The organism is Streptomyces sp. NPDC002784, from assembly GCF_053592135.1.
The window spans coordinates 80,600-101,704 of the sequence record NZ_JBSFVD010000002.1 but is presented as its reverse complement, the minus strand read 5'-3'; the positions used below and the strand labels follow the sequence as shown (position 1 = coordinate 101,704).

At 71.5% G+C, this 21,105-nt stretch carries 20 protein-coding genes; all 20 read left to right on the top strand.

Going from position 1 to position 21,105, the window contains the following annotated elements:
• The first annotated feature begins 145 nt into the window (after positions 1-145).
• The 20 genes from ACWD1Z_RS05100 (at position 146) to ACWD1Z_RS05005 (ending at position 21,098) form a co-directional block, all read left to right on the top strand.
• The gene (locus tag ACWD1Z_RS05100; protein WP_451115643.1) at positions 146-1,921 is read left to right on the top strand and encodes a DUF5941 domain-containing protein; all 1,776 of its coding nucleotides are present in this window, start codon (positions 146-148) and stop codon (positions 1,919-1,921) included.
• Positions 1,918-2,670, top strand: coding sequence for a phosphocholine cytidylyltransferase family protein (locus ACWD1Z_RS05095; RefSeq protein ID WP_451115641.1), 753 nt, complete (start codon positions 1,918-1,920; stop codon positions 2,668-2,670). Before ACWD1Z_RS05100 ends, ACWD1Z_RS05095 begins: the two co-directional genes overlap by 4 nt.
• The gene (locus ACWD1Z_RS05090) at positions 2,658-3,719 is read left to right on the top strand and encodes an iron-containing alcohol dehydrogenase family protein (protein WP_451115639.1); all 1,062 of its coding nucleotides are present in this window, start codon (positions 2,658-2,660) and stop codon (positions 3,717-3,719) included. The genes ACWD1Z_RS05095 and ACWD1Z_RS05090 overlap by 13 nt, the downstream gene beginning before the upstream one ends.
• A complete protein-coding gene (locus ACWD1Z_RS05085) occupies positions 3,697-4,476 on the top strand; it encodes a CDP-alcohol phosphatidyltransferase family protein (protein ID WP_451115638.1) in 780 nt (259 codons plus the stop codon). The genes ACWD1Z_RS05090 and ACWD1Z_RS05085 overlap by 23 nt, the downstream gene beginning before the upstream one ends.
• An 8-nt stretch (positions 4,477-4,484) precedes the next feature.
• Positions 4,485-5,357 carry a glycosyltransferase family 2 protein gene (locus ACWD1Z_RS05080; RefSeq protein ID WP_451116322.1) on the top strand — a complete coding sequence of 291 codons (873 nt, stop codon included), beginning with the start codon at positions 4,485-4,487 and terminating at the stop codon, positions 5,355-5,357.
• Between the two features lie 95 nt (positions 5,358-5,452).
• Entirely contained in the window at positions 5,453-6,382 is a 930-nt protein-coding gene (locus tag ACWD1Z_RS05075) for an ABC transporter permease (RefSeq protein ID WP_451115636.1), read from the top strand.
• A complete protein-coding gene (locus tag ACWD1Z_RS05070) occupies positions 6,375-7,151 on the top strand; it encodes an ABC transporter ATP-binding protein (RefSeq protein ID WP_451115634.1) in 777 nt (258 codons plus the stop codon). Before ACWD1Z_RS05075 ends, ACWD1Z_RS05070 begins: the two co-directional genes overlap by 8 nt.
• A gap of 402 nt (positions 7,152-7,553) precedes the next feature.
• Entirely contained in the window at positions 7,554-8,441 is an 888-nt protein-coding gene (gene hpnC, locus ACWD1Z_RS05065) for a squalene synthase HpnC (RefSeq protein WP_451115633.1), read from the top strand.
• Entirely contained in the window at positions 8,438-9,388 is a 951-nt protein-coding gene (gene hpnD / locus ACWD1Z_RS05060) for a presqualene diphosphate synthase HpnD (RefSeq protein WP_451115632.1), read from the top strand. Before hpnC ends, hpnD begins: the two co-directional genes overlap by 4 nt.
• On the top strand, positions 9,388-9,528 hold the full coding sequence (locus tag ACWD1Z_RS05055; protein WP_451115631.1) for a DUF6380 family protein: 141 nt from the start codon (positions 9,388-9,390) through the stop codon (positions 9,526-9,528). Before hpnD ends, ACWD1Z_RS05055 begins: the two co-directional genes overlap by 1 nt.
• Positions 9,525-10,919 (top strand): hydroxysqualene dehydroxylase HpnE, encoded by a 1,395-nt coding sequence (hpnE, locus tag ACWD1Z_RS05050; protein ID WP_451115629.1) that lies wholly within the window; start codon positions 9,525-9,527, stop codon positions 10,917-10,919. Before ACWD1Z_RS05055 ends, hpnE begins: the two co-directional genes overlap by 4 nt.
• Positions 10,919-12,046, top strand: a complete 1,128-nt coding sequence (locus tag ACWD1Z_RS05045) for a polyprenyl synthetase family protein (protein WP_451115627.1) — start codon at positions 10,919-10,921, stop codon at positions 12,044-12,046. Before hpnE ends, ACWD1Z_RS05045 begins: the two co-directional genes overlap by 1 nt.
• 118 nt (positions 12,047-12,164) lie before the next feature.
• Positions 12,165-14,156, top strand: coding sequence for a squalene--hopene cyclase (gene shc, locus ACWD1Z_RS05040; RefSeq protein ID WP_451115625.1), 1,992 nt, complete (start codon positions 12,165-12,167; stop codon positions 14,154-14,156).
• Positions 14,156-14,797 carry a phosphorylase family protein gene (locus tag ACWD1Z_RS05035; protein WP_451115623.1) on the top strand — a complete coding sequence of 214 codons (642 nt, stop codon included), beginning with the start codon at positions 14,156-14,158 and terminating at the stop codon, positions 14,795-14,797. The genes shc and ACWD1Z_RS05035 overlap by 1 nt, the downstream gene beginning before the upstream one ends.
• Before the next feature lie 5 nt (positions 14,798-14,802).
• Complete coding sequence (hpnH, locus tag ACWD1Z_RS05030; RefSeq protein WP_451115621.1) at positions 14,803-15,825, top strand: adenosyl-hopene transferase HpnH; 1,023 nt, start codon at positions 14,803-14,805, stop codon at positions 15,823-15,825.
• Positions 15,826-15,829: 4 nt separating this feature from the next.
• Positions 15,830-16,987: a flavodoxin-dependent (E)-4-hydroxy-3-methylbut-2-enyl-diphosphate synthase gene (gene ispG / locus ACWD1Z_RS05025; RefSeq protein ID WP_451115619.1), complete on the top strand. Its 1,158-nt coding sequence runs from the start codon at positions 15,830-15,832 to the stop codon at positions 16,985-16,987.
• 27 nt (positions 16,988-17,014) lie between these two features.
• Complete coding sequence (gene dxs, locus ACWD1Z_RS05020) at positions 17,015-18,907, top strand: 1-deoxy-D-xylulose-5-phosphate synthase (protein ID WP_451115617.1); 1,893 nt, start codon at positions 17,015-17,017, stop codon at positions 18,905-18,907.
• Positions 18,904-20,289 (top strand): aspartate aminotransferase family protein, encoded by a 1,386-nt coding sequence (locus ACWD1Z_RS05015; RefSeq protein WP_451115615.1) that lies wholly within the window; start codon positions 18,904-18,906, stop codon positions 20,287-20,289. Before dxs ends, ACWD1Z_RS05015 begins: the two co-directional genes overlap by 4 nt.
• 78 nt (positions 20,290-20,367) lie before the next feature.
• Entirely contained in the window at positions 20,368-20,979 is a 612-nt protein-coding gene (locus tag ACWD1Z_RS05010) for a helix-turn-helix domain-containing protein (RefSeq protein ID WP_451115613.1), read from the top strand.
• Positions 20,976-21,098 carry a DUF6126 family protein gene (locus ACWD1Z_RS05005; protein ID WP_451115611.1) on the top strand — a complete coding sequence of 41 codons (123 nt, stop codon included), beginning with the start codon at positions 20,976-20,978 and terminating at the stop codon, positions 21,096-21,098. The genes ACWD1Z_RS05010 and ACWD1Z_RS05005 overlap by 4 nt, the downstream gene beginning before the upstream one ends.
• Positions 21,099-21,105: the final 7 nt, after the last annotated feature.

Sequence of the window (21,105 nt, the reverse complement as noted above, 5' to 3'; positions counted from 1 at the left end):
ATCGGGCCGTGAAACGGGCGGTGAACGCCGCGTTCCCGGTATCCGATAGCCTCTGCCGACATGCCGCCCGGGTGTCACGGACCAGGGGCGCCCCACCGTGTCAATGACCGGCGCCCGCGCGTCGGCACCCAGGGAGTGAGTTCGGTTGTCGACCGCCATCCTCACCGGCCAGCCGGTCCCCGGATCGCCGATCGAGGGCGACCTGCGCTCCCTCGGCTTCGACGTCCGGACCGCCGCCGACGCCGCGGCGGCCGAGACGCTGCTGGCCCAGGTGCCGAGCCGGGAACGGGTCGCCGTGGTCGACGCCCGCTTCGTCGGCCATGTGCACGCGCTGCGCCTCGGCCTGACCGACCCCCGCTTCCCGCTCGCCGCGATCCCGGGCGCGCTGACGGCCCAGCCCGCCGCCCGCCAGGCCCTCACCCGGGCGCTGGCCCGGGAGGACTCGGCCGCCGGCACCACCCTCGTGGACAGCCTCGCCGACCGGCTCACCGCGGCGGTCGACGCCCCCGTGCACCGCCCCGAGCTGGGCAGCCTCGTCGCGCGGGTCCCCGCCGACCCCCAGGCCCGCAACGAGGCACGGCAGGCCGTCGCCGCCGTCGACGACGAGGCCGTACGCCTGAAGTCGGCCGTGAAGGCCCGCGACGGCTTCTTCACCACCTTCTGCGTCAGCCCCTACTCGCGCTACCTCGCGCGCTGGTGCGCCCGCCGGGGCCTGACCCCGAACCAGGTCACCACCGCGTCCCTGCTCACCGCGCTCATAGCCGCGGCCTGCGCGGCCACCGGCACCCGCGGCGGCTTCGTCGCGGCCGGCGTGCTGCTGCTCCTCTCCTTCGTGCTGGACTGCACCGACGGCCAGCTCGCCCGCTACTCCCTGCAGTACTCCACGCTCGGCGCCTGGCTGGACGCCACCTTCGACCGGGCCAAGGAGTACGCCTACTACGCCGGCCTCGCGCTCGGAGCGGCCCGGGGCGGCGACGACGTATGGGCGCTCGCCCTCGGCGCGATGGTCCTGCAGACCTGCCGGCACGTCGTGGACTTCTCCTTCAACGAGGCGCACGTCGTAGGCACTGACGCCACCGCCAACACCAGCCCCACCGCCGCCCTTTCCGACAAGCTCGACAGCGTCGGCTGGACGGTCTGGGTCCGCCGCATGATCGTGCTCCCCATCGGCGAGCGCTGGGCGATGATCGCCGTCCTGACCGCGCTCACCACCCCCCGGATCACCTTCTGCGCCCTGCTCATCGGGTGCGCCTTCGCGGCGGCCTACACCACGGCGGGCCGTGTGCTGCGTTCCCTGACCCGCAAGGCCGTCCGCACGGACCGGGCCGCCCAGGCGCTGGACGACCTGGCGGACAACGGCCCGCTGACCGAGCTGCTGCCTGCCAAGGTGCCGGTCGACGCGGTGGTGGCGGCCCTGACCGGCGCCGTGCTGGTGACGGGCTGCGCCCTGATCTGGGGGGCGGGCTGGCAGACCGTCCTGGGTGCCGTCGGCTACGTCGCCTGCTCCGCCGTCGCCGTCGGCCGCCCCCTCAAGGGCGCCCTCGACTGGCTGCTCCCGCCGGTCTTCCGGGCCGCCGAATACGGCACCGTCCTGATCCTCGCGGCTCAGGCGGAGGTGAACGGAGCCCTTCCTGCGGCTTTCGGTCTGGTGGCCGCCGTCGCCTACCATCACTACGACACGGTGTACCGCATCCGCGGCAACGCCGGAGCGCCCCCGGCCTGGCTGGTGCGCGCCATCGGGGGGCACGAAGGACGCACGCTGCTCGTCACCGTCCTTGCCGCGGTGCTCACCGCCTCGCAGTTCCCGGTCGCGCTCACGGCTGTGGCCGTGGCCGTCGCGCTCGTGGTGCTCGTGGAGAGCATCCGCTTCTGGGTCTCCGCTGGAGCCCCTGCCGTACACGATGAAGGAGAACCCGCATGATCGGCCTCGTGCTGGCGGCCGGCGCCGGACGGCGTCTGCGCCCCTACACCGACAGCCTTCCCAAGGCTCTGGTGCCGGTGGGCCCCGCGGGCATAGCAGGCGAACCCACGGTTCTCGACCTCACCCTCGGCAACTTCGCCGAGATCGGGCTGACCGAGGTCGCGATCATCGTCGGCTACCGCAAGGAGGCCGTCTACGAGCGCAAGGCGGCCCTGGAGGCGAAGTACGGCCTCAAGCTCACCCTCATCGACAACGACAAGGCCGAGGAGTGGAACAACGCCTACTCCCTGTGGTGCGGCCGTGACGCCCTCAAGGACGGCGTGATCCTCGCCAACGGCGACACCGTCCACCCGGTCTCCGTCGAGAAGACGCTGCTCGCCGCCCGCGGCGACGGCAAGAAGATCATCCTCGCCCTCGACACCGTGAAGTCGCTCGCGGACGAGGAGATGAAGGTCGTCGTGGACCCCGCCAAGGGCGTCACGAAGATCACCAAGCTGATGGACCCGGCCGAGGCCACCGGCGAGTACATCGGCGTCACCCTGATCGAGGGGGACGCCGCCACCGAGCTGGCCGACGCCCTGAAGACGGTCTGGGAGACCGACCCGCAGCAGTTCTACGAGCACGGCTACCAGGAGCTCGTGAACCGCGGCTTCACGATCGACACGGCGCCGATCGGCGACGTCCAGTGGGTGGAGATCGACAACCACGACGATCTCGCCCGCGGACGGGAGATCGCGTGCCAGTACTGACCCGGCTGATCCCCTCACCGGTCGTCGTCGACATCCGCCCGGGTGCCCTCGACGACCTGGGCTGCGTCCTCGCCGACCAGCGCGTCTCGCACTCCGGCAAGCTCGCCGTCGCCGTCAGCGGCGGCTCCGGCGCCCGGCTGCGTCGGCGGCTGGAGCCGAGCCTGCCCGGTGCGACCTGGTACGAGGTCGGCGGCGGCACCCTGGACGACGCGGTCCGGCTGGCCGGCGACATAAAGGCCGGCCACTACGACGCGGTCGTCGGCCTCGGCGGCGGCAAGATCATCGACTGCGCCAAGTTCGCCGCGGCACGGGTCGGCCTCCCGCTGGTCGCCGTACCGACGAACCTCGCGCACGACGGTCTGTGCTCGCCGGTCGCCACCCTCGACAACGACGCGGGCCGCGGCTCCTACGGGGTGCCCAACCCGATCGCGGTCGTCATCGACCTCGACGTCATCCGGGATGCCCCGGCCCGCTTCGTCCGGGCCGGCATCGGCGACGCCGTCTCCAACATCTCCGCCATCGCGGACTGGGAGCTGGCCCACCGGGTCAAGGGCGAGAAGATCGACGGCCTGGCCGCGGCCATCGCCCGGCAGGCGGGCGAGGCGGTGCTCCGGCATCCGGGAGGCATCGGGGACATCGCCTTCCTCCAGGTGCTCGCCGAGGCGCTGGTGCTCAGCGGCATCGCCATGTCGGTGTCGGGCGACTCCCGCCCGTCCTCCGGCGCCTGCCACGAGATCAACCACGCGTTCGACCTGCTCTACCCCAGGCGCGCCGCCGCCCACGGCGAACAGTGCGGACTGGGCGCGGCCTTCGCGATGTTCCTGCGCGGAGCCCACGAGGAGTCGGCCTACATGGCCGAGGTGCTGCGCCGGCACGGGCTCCCGGTGCTGCCGGAGGAGATCGGCTTCAGCCCGGACGAGTTCGTCCGGGCCGTGGAGTTCGCCCCGCAGACCCGCCCCGGCCGCTTCACGATCCTCGAACACCTCGACCTGACCACCGACCAGATCAAGGACATGTACACCGACTATGTCAAGGCCATCGGTAGCTGAACTCCGTCCGGTCGTCCACCCCGCGGGGGTGAAGGACCGGCGCAGCGGTGAGCACTGGATGGGACGCCTCTACATGCGTGAGGTGTCCCTGCGGGTCGACCGCTACCTGGTCAACACCAGGGTGACGCCCAACCAGCTCACGTACCTGATGACCGTCTTCGGTGTGCTCGCGGCCCCGGCACTGCTCGTGCCGGGGATCATGGGCGCCGTGCTCGGCGTGCTCTGCGTCCAGATGTATCTGCTGCTGGACTGCGTCGACGGCGAGATCGCCCGCTGGAAGAAGCAGTACTCGCTCAACGGCGTCTACCTCGACCGGGTCGGCGCCTACCTCACCGACGCCGCCGTCCTCGTCGGCTTCGGGCTGCGCGCCGCTGACGTGTGGGGCAGCGGCCGTATCGACTGGCTGTGGGCCTTCCTCGGCACGCTGGCCGCGCTCGGCGCCATCCTGATCAAGGCGGAGACCGACCTGGTCGGGGTCGCCCGGCACCAGGGCGGGCTGCCGCCGGTCAAGGAGGCCGCCGCCGAGATGCGCTCCTCCGGGATGGCGCTGGCCCGGCGTGCCGCCGCCGCCCTGCAGTTCCACCGGCTGATCCTCGGCATCGAGGCGTCCCTGCTGATCCTGGTCCTGGCGATCGTGGACCAGTTGCGCGGCGACCTGTTCTACTCCCGGCTCGGTGTCGCCGTACTCGCCGGCATCGCGCTGCTGCAGACCCTGCTGCACCTGGTGTCCATCCTCGCGTCGAGCAGGCTGAAGTGAGTGCCCCGATGAAGGTCGGGGTGGTCGTCATCACCATGGGCAACCGCCCCGACGAACTGCGCGCCCTCCTCGACTCGATCGCCAAGCAGGACGGCGACCGCGTCGAGGTGGTCGTGGTCGGCAACGGCTCGCCGGTCCCGGACGTGCCCGACGGCGTGCGCACCATCGAGCTGCAGGAGAACCTCGGCATCCCCGGCGGCCGCAACGTCGGCATCGAGGCCTTCGGCCCCAGCGGCCGCGACGTCGACATATTGCTCTTCCTCGACGACGACGGGCTCCTCGCCCAGCACGACACCGCCGAGCTCTGCCGCCGGGCCTTCGCCAAGGACCCCCGGCTCGGCATCATCAGCTTCCGCATCGCCGACCCGGACACGGGCGTCACCCAGCGCCGCCACGTCCCCCGGCTGCGCGCCGCCGACCCGATGCGCTCCTCCCGGGTCACCACCTTCCTCGGCGGCGCCAACGCCGTCCGCACCCAGGTCTTCGCGGAAGTCGGCGGCCTGCCGGACGAGTTCTTCTACGCGCACGAGGAAACCGACCTGGCATGGCGGGCCCTCGACGCGGGCTGGTCGATCGACTACCGGTCCGACATGGTGCTGTACCACCCCACGACCGCCCCCTCCCGGCACGCGGTCTACCACCGCATGGTCGCCCGCAACCGGGTCTGGCTCGCCCGCCGCAACCTCCCCGCGCTCCTCGTCCCCGTCTACCTGGGCGTGTGGATGCTGCTCACCCTGATACGCCGGCCCTCGCGGCCCGCGCTCAAGGCATGGTTCGGCGGATTCCGGGAAGGCTGGACGAGCCCGTGCGGCCCCCGCCGGCCCATGAAGTGGCGTACGGTGTGGCGGCTGACCCGGCTGGGCCGTCCTCCTGTCGTCTGACAAGCTTCACCGACAGCACAGGAGGTCCGCACCCGGCCTCAGGCGCACGGCAAGCCCGCACAGGCTGCGCATCTCGAAGACGAAAGTTTCCACCAGTGAGTGAGACAACGCACGACGGACACGTCGCGGTGACCGCGCCGCCGTCGCCCGACGAGGGACTCACGGCGGCCGAGCTGGCCGCCAAGTACGGGCTGAGCGTGAGCGGCGCCCGCCCCTCGCTCCTCGAGTACGTCCGCCAGCTCTGGGACCGGCGGCACTTCATCCTCGCCTTCTCGCGGGCGAAGCTGACCGCCCAGTACAGCCAGGCCAAGCTCGGCCAGCTCTGGCAAGTGGTGACCCCGCTGCTGAACGCGGCCGTGTACTTCTTCATCTTCGGCGTCATCCTGGAAGCCGACCGGGGCATGTCCCGCGAGGTGTACATCCCGTTCCTGGTCACCGGCGTCTTCGTGTTCACCTTCACGCAGAGCTCGGTGATGGCGGGCGTCCGCGCGATCTCTGGCAACCTCGGCCTGGTGCGCGCGCTGCACTTCCCGCGCGCCTCGCTGCCGGTGTCCTTCTCGCTCCAGCAGCTCCAGCAGCTGCTCGCGTCGATGGTCGTGCTGGTCGCGGTGACCTGCGCGTTCGGCAGCTACCCGGACGTGTCCTGGCTGCTGATGGTTCCGGTGCTGGCGCTGCAGTTCCTGTTCAACACCGGTCTGGCCCTGATCATGGCCCGGGCCGGCGCCAAGACCCCGGACCTGGCCCAGCTGATGCCGTTCGTGATGCGTACCTGGATGTACGCCTCCGGCGTCATGTACTCGATCCCGATCATGCTCGCCGACAAGCCGCAGTGGATCGCGGACGTCCTGCAGTGGAACCCGGCCGCCATCTACATGGACCTGATGCGCTTCGCGCTGATCGACGGCTACGGCTCGGAGAACCTGCCGAACCACGTCTGGGCGGTCGCGGGCGGCTGGGCCCTGCTCTTCGCGGTCGGCGGCTTCGTGTACTTCTGGAAGGCGGAGGAGAGGTACGGCCGTGGCTGACACCCGGGTTCCCACCGTCATCGCCGACGAGCTGCACATCGTCTACCGCGTCAACGGCGCCAAGGCGGGCAAGGGCAGCGCCACCGCCGCGCTCAGCCGGATGCTCAGGCGCGGCTCCGAGGACGCGCAGCGGGGGGTGCGCAAGGTGCACGCCGTCAAGGGCGTGTCCTTCGTCGCCTACCGCGGCGAGGCCATCGGCCTGATCGGCTCCAACGGCTCCGGCAAGTCGACCCTGCTGCGGGCCATCGCGGGGCTGCTCCCGGCGGAGCGGGGCAAGGTCTACACCGACGGCCAGCCCTCGCTGCTGGGGGTGAACGCGGCCCTGATGAACGACCTGACCGGCGAGCGGAACGTCATCCTGGGCGGTCTCGCCATGGGCATGTCCCGCGAGGAGATCAAGGAGCGCTACCAGCAGATCGTCGACTTCTCGGGCATCAACGAGAAGGGCGACTTCATCACCCTGCCGATGCGCACCTACTCCTCCGGCATGGCGGCCCGGCTGCGGTTCTCCATCGCCGCCGCCAAGGACCATGACGTCCTGATGATCGACGAGGCCCTGGCCACCGGCGACCGCAAGTTCCAGAAGCGCTCCGAGCAGCGCATCCGGGAGCTGCGCAAGGAGGCCGGCACGGTGTTCCTGGTCAGCCACAACAACAAGTCGATCCGTGACACCTGCGACCGGGTGCTGTGGCTGGAGCGCGGCGAGCTGCGCATGGACGGCCCGACCGACGAGGTCATCAAGGAGTACGAGAAGTTCACGGGCAAGTAGTCCACCCCCCACCGGCGCACCCGGCCGAGCCCGCTTCCCACCGCCCCGCGGGAACCCGTCCGGCGGGGCTCCGCGTCTGCAAAGGAAACGTCAACTTCGGTCGGTCTCAGGAATCTTGGGACCAATCGGTGTGTTCTTGTGATGCGCAGGACACCCCGGCGAACCGCCGTGCGTTGTACAACGTAAGCTGTACCGGTCCCCAATCGCGGCAAGTGGGGCGATAATGCCCCACACCCTCTGCGGGGAAGGCCGCGCGGACAGCTGGGCGGCGTGTCCGAAATAGTGCGTATTGGGTCGGCGGTGTAGAACGGGAGATGTGACGGCAATGGCTACGGAAACTCCCCTGCGCAACGCAGCATGTGCCGTCCCCGCCCCAGGCAGTCCGCGGTGACGGGAACCGGCATGCCGCCGGCCGGTGCGGCGGAGCGCGGCACGCTCGACAAGGCCGCGCACGAGAACTTCCCCGTGGCTCCCTTCTTCCTGCCCCGGGCCTGGCGCACCGACCTCATGGCGGTCTACGGCTTCGCCCGCCTCGTCGACGACATCGGCGACGGTGATCTGGCCCCCGGTGGCGCCGACGCACGGCTGCTCGGCGTGTCGGCCACGGACGCCGGCGACCGGCTGCGGATGCTGGACGCCTTCGAGGCCGACCTGCGACGCGTGTTCGACGCCACGCCCCGCCACCCCCTGCTGCGCCGCCTCCAGCCCACGGTCCGGCGCTGCTCGCTGACCCCCGAGCCGTTCCTCGCCCTGATCGCGGCCAACCGCCAGGACCAGCTGGTCAGCCGCTACGAGAGCTACGACGACCTGCTCGCCTACTGCGCGCTGTCCGCCAACCCCGTCGGCCATCTCGTCCTCGGCGTGACCGGCACCGCCACCCCCGAGCGGATCCGCCGCTCCGACGCGATCTGCACCGCCCTGCAGATCGTCGAGCACCTCCAGGACGTCGCCGAGGACCTCGGCCGCGACCGCGTCTACCTGCCCGCCGCGGACATGAAGCGCTTTCACGTCCAGGAGGCGGATCTCGCCATGACCACCGCGGGGGCATCGGTGCGCGCACTGATCGCCTTCGAGGCCCAACGCGCCCGCGAGCTCCTGAATGAAGGCGCCCCCCTGGTGGGTAGCGTCCACGGCAGGCTGAGACTGCTGCTCGCAGGGTTCGTGGCGGGGGGAAGGGCGGCGATCCACGCGATCGCCGCCGCCGATTTCGACGTACTTCCCGGCCCGCCCAAGCCCGGCACGATCCAGCTGCTGCGCGAGGTGGGCGTGACTCTGCGAGGAGAGGGGTGATCCGGACTGTGGAGTTCGCACCACACGCGTCCGCACCGGTACTCGCCGCCTACAGCTACTGCGAGGCCGTCACCGGACAGCAGGCACGCAACTTCGCGTACGGCATCCGGCTGCTGCCGACACCGAAGCGGCGCGCGATGTCGGCGCTGTACGCGTTCTCGCGCCGTGTCGACGACATCGGCGACGGCGCGCTCGCCCACGAGGTCAAGGTCGCCAGACTCGAGGACACCCGGGCGCTGCTCACCCGGGTGCGCGACGGCGCGGTCGACGAGGACGACACCGACCCGGTCGCGGTCGCCCTCGCCCATGCCGCCGACGTCTTCCCGATCCCCCTCGACGGACTGGACGAGCTGATCGACGGCGTGCTGATGGACGTACGCGGCGAGACGTACGAGACCTGGGACGACCTGAAGGTGTACTGCCGCTGTGTGGCGGGCGCCATCGGCCGGCTCTCGCTGGGTGTGTTCGGCACCGAGCCCGGGGCGCGCGGCGCCGAGCGCGCGCCGGAGTACGCCGACACGCTCGGGCTCGCGCTGCAGCTCACCAACATCCTGAGAGACGTGCGCGAGGACGCGGAGGGCGGCCGTACCTATCTGCCCGCCGACGACCTCGCGAAATTCGGCTGCTCGGCCGGGTTCGCCGGGCCGGCGGTGCCGGAGGGCGCGGACTTCGCGGGCCTCGTGCACTTCGAAGTGCGCAGGGCCCGCGCCCTTTTCGCCGAGGGCTACCGGCTGCTGCCGATGCTCGACCGGCGCAGCGGCGCCTGTGTCGCCGCCATGGCCGGCATCTACCGCCGTCTGCTGGACCGCATCGAGCGCGAGCCGGAGGCGGTGCTGCGCGGGCGCGTCTCCCTGCCCGGACGGGAGAAGGCGTACGTGGCCGTGCGCGGCCTTTCCGGTCTCGACACCCGGCATGTGTCGCGGCGGACGATCAGGAGGCGGGCCTGATGGACAAACCGGTCCGAGGCGAAGCCACCGGGGAGAAGTGGCAGGCAACCCTCCGCGGTGTGGCGGCGTCCCTGACTGAGACGGCCGGCCGTGCACCGTTCGAGCACCGCGGCGGCCGTTCGGGGGAGGGCACACGATGACCGACGGCATCACGACCAAAGGCCATGCCGTCGTGGTCGGCGGCGGACTCGCCGGCATCACCGCGGCGCTGGCGCTCGCCGACGCGGGGGTCCGAGTGACGCTCCTGGAGGGCCGGCCCCGCCTCGGCGGCCTCGCCTTCTCCTTCCGGCGCGGCGACCTCACCGTCGACAACGGCCAGCATGTCTACCTGCGCTGCTGCACCGCCTACCGCTGGTTCCTGGACCGGATCGAGGGCACCGCGCTGGCGCCGCTGCAGGATCGTCTCGACGTGCCCGTACTCGACCTGGCCAAGCCCGAGGGGCGGCGGCTCGGCCGGATCCGGCGCGACCCGCTGCCCGTACCGCTGCATCTGGGGCGCAGCCTCGCCACCTACCCGCACCTCTCCCTCGCCGAGCGCGCCGCCGTCGGGCGTGCCGCGTTCGCGCTGATGTCGCTCGACCTCGCCGATCCGGCCCTGGACGCGCAGAACTTCGGCACCTGGCTGGCCGCGCACGGGCAGTCCCCGCGTGCCGTCACGGCCCTGTGGAACCTGGTCGGGATCGCCACCCTCAACGCGTTCGCGGAGGACGCCTCCCTGGGACTCGCCGCGATGGTGTTCAAGACCGGTCTGCTCTCCGACCCCGGCGCGGCCGACATCGGATGGGCGCATGTCCCGCTGGGCGACCTGCACGACCGGCTGGCCCGCAAGGCACTCGACTCCGCGGGCGTGCGCACCGAGATCCGTACCCGGGTCACCTCCATCTCCCCTGACGGCGAAGGCCGTTGGAGCGTCGAGGTGCCCGGCGAGACGCTCCGGGCGGACGCCGTCGTCCTCGCCGTACCGCAGAGCGAGGCCCACGACCTGTTGCCCGAGGGAGCCCTGGACGACCCCGGACGGCTGCTCGGCATCGGCACCGCGCCGATCCTGAACGTCCACGTCGTCTACGACCGGCCGGTGCTGAGCGCCCCCTTCTTCGCCGCCCTCGGCACTCCGGTGCAGTGGGTGTTCGACCGGACGGACTCCTCCGGTCTGCGCGAGGGCCAGTACCTCGCGCTGTCGCAGTCGGCCGCCCACCACGAGATCGACGCGCCGGTGGCCCAGCTGCGCGAGAAGTACCTGCCGGAGCTGGCCCGGCTGCTGCCGCGGGCCCGGGGCGCCGAGGTGAAGGACTTCTTCGTGACCCGGGAGCGCACGGCGACGTTCGCCCCCACCCCCGGTGTCGGGCGGCTGCGGCCCGGCACCCGCACCAAGGCCGCCGGCCTCTATCTGGCCGGAGCGTGGACCGCCACAGGGTGGCCCGCGACCATGGAGAGTGCGGTCCGCAGCGGTGTGAGCGCGGCCGGCGCCGCGCTGAGCGCCTTGGGCCGGCCCCGCCCCCGCCACCTCTTCGAAGTCGAGGAGGCGGCCTGATGCTGCATCAGCGCGCGGCTGGTCCCCGCACCCCCGGTACCGCAACAAGAGGAGAGACTGTGCCCCCTGTGCCCCCGGCCTCGACGGCTTCCGAGGCGGTGGACGTGACCGCGCTCCTGGAGCGCGGCCGGACCCTGGCCACCCCGGTGCTGCGGGCGGCGATCGACCGCCTGGCGCCTCCCATGGACACCGTCTCCGCCTACCACTTCGGCTGGATCGACGCCCAGGGCAGGCCCACGGCCGGCGACGGCGGCAAGGCCGTGCGCCCCGCCCTCGCCGTGCTCTCCGCCGAGGTCACCGGCGCCGCCCCCGAGGTCGGCATCCCCGGTGCGGTCGCCGTCGAGCTGGTGCACAACTTCTCGCTCCTGCACGACGACCTGATGGACGGCGACGAGCAGCGCCGGCACCGCGACACGGTGTGGAAGGTGCACGGCCCCGCCCAGGCCATCCTGGTCGGCGACGCCCTGTTCGCCCTCGCCAACGAGCTGCTGCTGGAGCTCGGCACCGTCCAGGCCGGCCGCGCCACCCGCCGGCTGACCAGCGCCACCCGGGCGCTGATCGACGGACAGGCCCAGGACATGTCCTACGAGCACCGCGACCGCGTCAGCGTCGAGGAGTGCCTGGAGATGGAGGGCAACAAGACCGGCGCGCTGCTCGCCTGCGCCAGCTCCATCGGCGCGGTGCTCGGCGGCGCGGACGACCGCACCGCCGACACCCTGGAGAAGTACGGCTACCACCTCGGCCTCGCCTTCCAGGCCGTCGACGACCTCCTCGGCATCTGGGGCGACCCGGTCTCCACCGGCAAGCAGACCTGGAGCGATCTGCGCCAGCGCAAGAAGTCCCTTCCGGTCGTGGCCGCGCTCGCGGCGGGCGGCGCCGCCTCCGAGCAGCTCGCCGAGCTGCTCGCCGCCGACGCCGAGAGCAGCGACTTCGAGACGTTCTCGGAGGAGGAGTTCGCCACCCGCGCCGCGCTCATCGAGGAGGCGGGCGGCCGCGAGTGGACCGCGGAAGAGGCCCGCCGTCAGCACACCGTCGCCATCGAGGCGCTGGACGCCGTCGAGATGCCCGACCGGGTGCGGGCCCAGTTCACGGCGCTGGCCGACTTCGTCGTCGTACGAAAGAGATGATCACTATCGGTCGAATAGCCCTCGCGTAGTCGCCGGCCGGTGGCGCGAGAAGAGCGCGCACCGGCCGACGGCGGACCCACAGCAGAGCACCATTTGCACACTGCACGAAGGGGAAGCCATGACAGCGACGACCGACGGAAGCACCGGGGCCCTGCCGCCCCGCGCTGCCGCGGCCAGCGAAACCGACAGCATCACCCCCGCGGCGGCGGGGGTTCACGACGCCGCCGAGCACGCCATGCGGCGTGCCACCGACTTCCTGCTGTCCCGGCAGGACGCCGAGGGCTGGTGGAAGGGCGACCTCGAGACGAACGTCACCATGGACGCCGAGGATCTGCTGCTCCGTCAGTTCCTGGGCATCCTGGAGGAGTCCACCGCCCACGCCGCCGCCCTGTTCATCCGCGGCGAGCAGCGCGAGGACGGCACCTGGGCCACCTTCTACGGCGGGCCCGGCGACCTCTCCGCCACCGTCGAGGCCTATGTCGCGCTGCGCCTGGCGGGCGACGCGCCGGACGCTCCCCACATGGCGAAGGCGTCGGCATGGATCAGGGCCCGCGGGGGGATCGCCGCCGCCCGGGTGTTCACCCGGATCTGGCTGGCCCTGTTCGGCTGGTGGAAGTGGGAGGACCTGCCCGAACTCCCGCCGGAGCTGATCTACTTCCCGACCTGGGTGCCGCTGAACATCTACGACTTCGGCTGCTGGGCCCGGCAGACCATCGTCCCGCTGACGATCGTCTCCGCCAAGCGGCCGGTACGCCCCGCGCCCTTCGCGCTGGACGAACTGCACACCGACCCGGCGAACCCCAACCCGCCCAAGCCCCTGGCTCGGGCGGCGAGTTGGGACGGTGCCTTCCAACGGCTCGACAAGGCGCTGCACCAGCTGCGCCGGATCGCCCCGCGCAGGCTGCGCCGGGCCGCGATGAACACCGCCGCCCGCTGGATCATCGAGCGCCAGGAGAACGACGGCTGCTGGGGCGGCATCCAGCCCCCCGCGGTGTACTCGATCATCGCCCTGCACCTGCTCGGCTACGACCTCCAGCACCCGGTGATCCGGGAGGGGCTCGCCTCGCTGGACCGTTTCGCCGTCTGGCGCGAGGACGGCGCCCGCATGATCGAGGCCTGCCAGTCCCCGGTGTGGGACACCTGCCTGGCCACCATCGCGCTCGCCGACGCCGGGCTGCCCGCCGACCATCCGCAACTGGTCAAGGCGGCCGACTGGATGCTCGGCGAGGAGATCGTCCGGCCCGGCGACTGGGCCGTGAAGCGCCCCCAACTGCCGCCCGGTGGCTGGGCGTTCGAGTTCCACAACGACAACTACCCGGACATCGACGACACCGCCGAGGTGGTCCTCGCGCTGCGCCGGGTCCGCCACCACGACCCGGAGCGGGTGGAGAAGGCGATCGGGCGCGGGGTCCGCTGGAGCCTCGGGATGCAGTCCAGGAACGGCGCCTGGGGCGCCTTCGACGTCGACAACACCAGCCCCTTCCCCAACCGGCTGCCGTTCTGCGACTTCGGCGAGGTCATCGACCCGCCGTCGGCCGATGTCACCGCGCACGTCGTGGAGATGCTCGCCGTGGAGGGGCTCGCCCATGACCCGCGCACCCGGCGGGGCATCCAGTGGCTGCTCGCCGAACAGGAGGCGGACGGCTCGTGGTTCGGACGCTGGGGCGTCAACTACGTCTACGGCACCGGATCCGTCGTCCCCGCCCTCACGGCCGCCGGGATCCCCACCGCGCACCCGGCGATCCGCCGGGCCGTGGCCTGGCTGGAGTCCGTCCAGAACGACGACGGCGGCTGGGGCGAGGACCTGCGCTCCTACCGGGACGCCAAGGGCTGGAGCGGCCGGGGCGTCTCCACCGCCTCGCAGACCGCCTGGGCGCTGATGGCGCTGCTGGCTGCGGGGGAGCGGGACTCCCGGACCGTGGAGCGCGGGGTGGCATGGCTCGCGGCCACCCAGCGCGCGGACGGCTCCTGGGACGAGCCGTACTTCACCGGCACCGGGTTCCCCTGGGACTTCTCCATCAACTACCACCTCTACCGGCAGGTCTTCCCGCTCACCGCGCTCGGCCGGTACGTGCACGGGGAGCCCTTCGCCGACGCCAAGGGGGGCTGATGAGCGCACAGCCCGCCGCGGCCCCGCTGCTGATCGCCTGCGCGCTCGGCATCGAGCGCCTCGCGCTGCGCACGGGCGACCAGCGCGGCGCCGGCGGGCCGGTCACCGTGGTGCGGACCGGCATGGGACCCAGGGCGGCCGAGCGGTCCGTCACCCGGATCCTCGCACAGCCGGCGCTGGCCGGGGCCGCCGTGCTCGCCACCGGCTTCTGCGCGGGGCTCGCCCCCGGGATGCACCCCGGCGACCTGGTCGTCGCCGAGGAGACCCGGGATCCGCGCGGCACCACCGGGTGCGTGGCGACCGAACTGCTGGTCAAGGAACTCACCCGCGCGGTGCCGGGACGGACCGTGCACACCGGGCCGCTCACCGGCTCCGATCATGTGGTCCGTGGTCAGGAACGGTCCGCTCTGCGCGCGACCGGCGCCATCGCGGTCGACATGGAGTCGGCCGCGACGCTCCTGAGCGCCGTGCGCGCGGGCGAGCGCCCCGTTGCGGCCGTACGGGTGGTCGTGGACGCTCCAGAACATGAACTGGTCCGGATCGGCACGGTACGCGGGGGAATATCTGCCTTCCGTGTTCTCAGGTCGGTCCTTCCCGCTTTCTTCGAATGGCACCGTTCTTTGCTGCTCCCCAGGAGGTGAGCCAGATGGCCATGCCGCTGCGTCAGTCCATCAAGGTCGCTACTTACTTGGCTGAACAAAAGCTCCGCAAGCGCGACAAGTTCCCGCTCATCGTGGAGCTGGAACCGCTTTACGCGTGCAACCTCAAGTGCGAGGGATGCGGCAAGATCCAGCATCCGGCGGGCGTGCTCAAGCAGCGCATGCCGGTCGCTCAGGCCGTGGGCGCGGTGCTCGAATCCGGCGCGCCGATGGTGTCGATCGCCGGCGGTGAGCCCCTGATGCACCCGCAGATCGACGAGATCGTGCGGCAGTTGGTGGCCAGGCGGAAATACGTCTTCCTGTGCACCAACGCCCTGCTGCTGCGCAAGAAGATGGACAAGTTCAAGCCCTCGCCCTACTTCGCCTTCGCCGTGCACATCGACGGGCTGCGCGAGCGCCACGACGAGTCGGTGGCGAAGGAGGGCGTGTTCGACGAGGCGGTGGAGGCGATCAAGGAGGCCAAGCGGCGCGGCTTCCGGGTCACCACCAACTCCACCTTCTTCAACACCGACACCCCGCAGACCATCATCGAGGTCCTCGACTTCCTCAACGACGACCTGAAGGTCGACGAGATGATGATCTCGCCCGCCTACGCCTACGAGAAGGCCCCCGACCAGGAGCACTTCCTGGGCGTGGAGCAGACCCGCGAACTGTTCAAGAAGGCCTTCGCGGGCGGCAACCGGCGCAAGTGGCGGCTCAACCACTCCCCGCTCTTCCTGGACTTCCTGGAGGGCAAGGTCGACTTCCCGTGCACCGCGTGGGCGATCCCGAACTACTCGCTCTTCGGCTGGCAGCGCCCCTGCTACCTGATGAGCGACGGCTATGTGCCGACGTACCGCGAACTCGTCGAGGAGACCGACTGGGACAAGTACGGCCGCGGCAAGGACCCGCGCTGCGCCAACTGCATGGCGCACTGCGGCTACGAGCCCACCGCCGTCCTCGCCACCATGGGCTCCCTGAAGGAGTCGCTGCGCGCCATGCGCGAGACGGTCAGCGGAAACCGGGAGTGACCTGATGACCGCCATCCCCTTGGGCGTTCCCGGGGTACCGGTCCGGCCGATCGCCGAGCGGCGGCGGTCGCGACGGATCCAGGTCGGACCGGTGGCGGTCGGGGGCGGGGCCCCGGTGTCGGTGCAGTCGATGACCACCACCCGCACGTCCGACATCGGCGCCACCCTGCAGCAGATCGCCGAACTCACCGCGTCCGGCTGCCAGATCGTCCGCGTCGCCTGTCCCACGCAGGACGACGCGGACGCCCTCGCGACCATCGCCCGCAAGTCGCAGATCCCGGTGATCGCGGACATCCACTTCCAGCCCAAGTACGTGTTCGCCGCGATCGAGGCGGGCTGTGCGGCCGTACGCGTCAATCCCGGCAACATCAAGCAGTTCGACGACAAGGTCAAGGAGATCGCGCGGGCCGCGGCCGACCACGGCACGCCCATCCGGATCGGGGTCAACGCGGGCTCGCTGGACCGGCGGCTGCTGCAGAAGTACGGGAAGGCCACGCCCGAGGCGCTGGTGGAGAGCGCCCTGTGGGAAGCGTCGCTGTTCGAGGAGCACGGCTTCCGGGACATCAAGATCTCGGTGAAGCACAACGACCCCGTGGTGATGGTCAGCGCCTATCAGCTGCTCGCCGAGCAGTGCGACTACCCGCTGCACCTGGGCGTCACGGAGGCCGGTCCCGCCTTCCAGGGCACGATCAAGTCGGCGGTGGCCTTCGGGGCGCTGCTCAGCCGGGGGATCGGCGACACGATCCGGGTGTCCCTGTCGGCGCCGCCCGCCGAGGAGGTCAAGGTCGGCATCCAGATCCTGGAGTCCCTGGGACTGCGGCAGCGGCGTCTGGAGATCGTCTCGTGCCCCTCCTGCGGGCGCGCCCAGGTCGACGTCTACAAGCTGGCCGACGAGGTCACGGCGGGCCTGGAGGGCATGGAGGTGCCGCTGCGGGTGGCCGTCATGGGGTGTGTGGTCAACGGTCCCGGCGAGGCCCGGGAGGCGGACCTGGGGGTCGCCTCCGGCAATGGCAAGGGGCAGATCTTCGTGAAGGGCGAGGTCGTCAAGACCGTGCCGGAGTCGAGGATCGTGGAGACCCTCATCGAGGAGGCGATGAAGATCGCCGAGCGGATGGAGCAGGACGGCGTCGGGTCGGGGGAGCCGGCCGTCACCGTGAGTTGAGCACCACGGACCGAAGGGGGCCCGCACATGACGATTCTGGAGAGCATCCGGGGACCACGCGACCTGAAGGCGCTGTCCGAGCCGGAACTTCGGCAACTGTCCGAGGAGATCAGGGAGTTCCTGGTGCACGCGGTCGCCAGGACCGGCGGGCACCTCGGGCCCAACCTGGGGGTGGTGGAACTCACCGTCGCACTCCACCGGGTCTTCGAGTCGCCGGCCGACCGCATCGTGTGGGACACCGGCCATCAGAGCTATGTGCACAAGCTGCTGACCGGACGTCAGGACTTCTCCAAGCTGCGCGGCAAGGGCGGCCTGTCCGGCTACCCCTCGCGTGAGGAGTCCGAGCACGACATCGTCGAGAACAGCCACGCCTCCACCGCGCTGGGCTGGGCGGACGGGCTCGCCAAGGCCCGCCAGGTGCAGGGCGGGAAGGGCCATGTCGTCGCGGTCATCGGCGACGGCGCGCTGACCGGCGGGATGGCCTGGGAGGCGCTGAACAACATCGCGGCCGCCAAGGACCGGCCGCTGATCATCGTCGTCAACGACAACGAGCGGTCCTACGCCCCGACCATCGGCGGCCTGGCCGACCACCTCGCCACCCTGCGCACCACCGACAGCTACGAACGGGTCCTGGCCTGGGGCAAGGACGTCCTGCTGCGCACGCCCGTGGTCGGCCACACCCTCTACGAGTCCCTGCACGGCGCCAAGAAGGGCTTCAAGGACGCCTTCGCCCCGCAGGGCCTGTTCGAGGACCTGGGCCTGAAGTACGTCGGGCCCATCGACGGGCACGACATCGGCGCCGTCGAGTCCGCGCTGCGCCGCGCGAAGCGCTTCCACGGGCCCGTCCTGGTGCACTGCCTCACCGAGAAGGGCCGCGGCTACGAACCCGCCCTCGCCCACGAGGAGGACCACTTCCACACCGTCGGTGCGATGGACCCGCTCACCTGTGAGTCCCTCGCCCCCGCCAACGGGCCTTCCTGGACGTCGGTGTTCGGCGACGAGATCGTGCGGATCGGGGAGGAGCGCGAGGACGTCGTGGCGATCACGGCGGCCATGCTGCACCCGGTGGGGCTCGGCAGATTCGCCCAGCGGTTCCCGGACCGGGTCTGGGACGTCGGCATCGCCGAGCAGCATGCCGCGGTGTCCGCGGCGGGGCTCGCCACCGGCGGGGTCCATCCCGTCGTCGCCGTCTACGCCACCTTCCTCAACCGCGCCTTCGACCAGCTCCTGATGGACGTGGCCCTGCACCGCTGCGGGGTGACCTTCGTGCTGGACCGGGCCGGGGTCACCGGAGTCGACGGTGCCTCCCACAACGGCATGTGGGACATGTCGATCCTCCAGGTCGTGCCCGGCCTCAGGATCGCCGCGCCGCGCGACGCCGACCAGCTGCGGGCGCAGCTGCGGGAAGCCGTCGCCGTGGACGACGCGCCGACCCTCGTCCGGTTCCCCAAGGAGTCGGTGGGCCCGGCGATCCCGGCGGTGGACCGGGTCGGCGGCCTGGACGTGCTGCACCGCGGGGAGCGGCCCGAGGTGCTGCTGGTCGCCGTCGGCGTGATGGCCCCCGTCTGCCTTCAGGCGGCGGACCTGCTGGCGGCCCGGGGCATCGACTGCACGGTGGTGGACCCCCGCTGGGTCAAGCCCGTCGACCCGGCGCTGCCCGCGCTGGCCGCCGGGCACCGGCTGGTGGCCGTCGTGGAGGACAACAGCCGGGCCGCCGGGGTGGGCGCCGCCGTGGCGCTGGCCCTCGGTGACGCCGACGTCGACGTGCCGGTACGGCGCTTCGGCATCCCCGAGCAGTTCCTCGCCCACGCCAAACGCGGCGAGGTGCTGGCCGACATCGGCCTCACCCCCGTGGAGGTCGCCGGACGGATCGGCGCGAGCCTGGCCGTCCAGGAGCCAGTCAAGGAGACAGTGGAATGACCACGGAGTTCGACCTCGGCGCACTGCTGGCCGAGCGCGGAGCCGAGCGCTACGAGCTGCACGGCAGATACCTGAACCACCAGCTCCCGCGCATGCTGCACACCATTGGCTTCGACAAGGTCTACGAGCGCGCCGAGGGCGCCTACTTCTGGGACGCCGACGGCCGGGAACACCTGGACATGCTCGCCGGGTTCGGGGTGATGGGCCTGGGCCGCCATCACCCCGTCGTCCGCAAGGCGCTGCACGACGTCCTCGACGCCCAGCTCGCCGACCTCACCCGCTTCGACTGCCAGCCCCTGCCCGGACTGCTCGCCGAGCAGCTGCTCGCGCACAGTCCGCACCTGGACCGGGTGTTCTTCGGCAACAGCGGCACGGAGGCGGTCGAGACCGCGCTGAAGTTCGCCCGGCGGGCGACCGGCAAGGCGCGCGTCCTGTACTGCGACCACTCCTTCCACGGCCTGACCACCGGTTCCCTGTCCGTCAACGGCGAGGACGGCTTCCGCGACGGCTTCGGGCCGCTGCTGCCCGACACCGCCGTCCCCCTCGGTGACCTCGACGCCCTGGCCCGGGAGCTGAAGAAGGGCGACGTCGCCGCCCTGATCGTCGAGCCGATCCAGGGCAAGGGCGTGCACGAGGCCCCGCCCGGCTATCTGCGGGCCGCCCAGGAACTGCTGCACCGGCACAAGGCGCTGCTCATCGCCGACGAGGTGCAGACCGGGCTCGGCCGGACCGGGGACTTCTACGCCTACCAGCACGAGGACGGGGTCGAGCCGGACCTGGTCTGCGTGGCCAAGGCGCTCTCCGGCGGCTATGTGCCGGTCGGGGCCACCCTCGGCAAGGACTGGATCTTCAAGAAGGTGTACTCCTCGATGGACCGGGTGCTGGTGCACTCGGCGAGCTTCGGCTCCAACGCACAGGCCATGGCGGCCGGCCTCGCGGTGCTCTCGGTCATCGAGAACGAGCGGCTCGTCGCGAACGCCCGCGCCACCGGCGAGCTGCTGAAGTCCCGGCTCGCGGCCCTGGTCGACAAGTACGAGCTGCTCGCCGACGTACGCGGCCGGGGCCTGATGATCGGCATCGAGTTCGGCCGGCCCTCCTCGCTGAAGCTGCGCAGCCGGTGGACCATGCTGCAGACGGCCCGCAAGGGACTCTTCGCGCAGATGGTCGTCGTACCGCTGCTCCAGCGGCACCGGATCCTCACCCAGGTCTCCGGCGACCACCTGGAGGTGATCAAGCTGATTCCGCCGCTGATCGTGGGGGAGCGGGAGGTCGAGCGGTTCGTGGACGCCTTCACCGAGGTGATGGACGACGCGCACGGCGGGGGCGGGCTGATGTGGGACTTCGGCAAGACGCTGGTGAAGCAGGCCGTCGCCAACCGGTAGGGCCACCCCGTGGCGGGCAGGCTTGCCTCTGAGGCAAGGAATTTGCCGTAGAGGCAAGGCCCCGGCTGAATGGAGGGCATGAGCTCTCCCGAGACCGGGCCGGACGACGACCTGCCCGCGGTGGCGCCGCAGCTGCGGGCCCTGCGCCGCCAGGCCGCCCTCACCCTGGAGGCCGCGGCTCGCGCCGCCGGTCTGTCGCCGGCCCACCTGTCCCGTCTGGAGACGGGACAGCGCCAGCCCTCGCTGCCGATGCTGCTCTCGCTCGCGCGCGTCTACGGTACGACCGTCTCGGAGCTGCTCGGCGAGACGGTCGCCGACCGGGACGCCGTCATCCGCGCCGCCGACATGGAACCGACGGCGGCCGGCGGCTGGACGTACCGGCAGGCGGGCGCGCCCGGCCGGGGGATGCAGGCGCTGCGGCTGCACGTCCCCTTCGGCTCCAAGGGCGACATCGTGCGGGTGCACCCCGGCGAGGAATGGCTCTACGTCCTCACCGGGCGGCTCCGGCTGCGCCTCGGGGACACCACGCACCGGCTCGCCCCGGGCGACAGCGCCCACTTCGACTCGCTCACCCCGCACCGCATCGCCGCCCTGGACCGGGACGGCGTGGAGCTGCTGTTCGTCCACACCTTGCTGCAGAGCCCCACGACCGCCCTGTGCCTGGGCCCGACCCCCGGAGAGACGCCATGAGCGACATGGAGGAGAGGTTCCCGCGCGCCCTGTGGATCCGGCTGGTCATCTACCTGGCGGTGGGCCATGTCTTCGCCGCGTTCGTCTATCTGATCTTCGAGCTGGGGGCCGGGCAGTAGCCGCCGG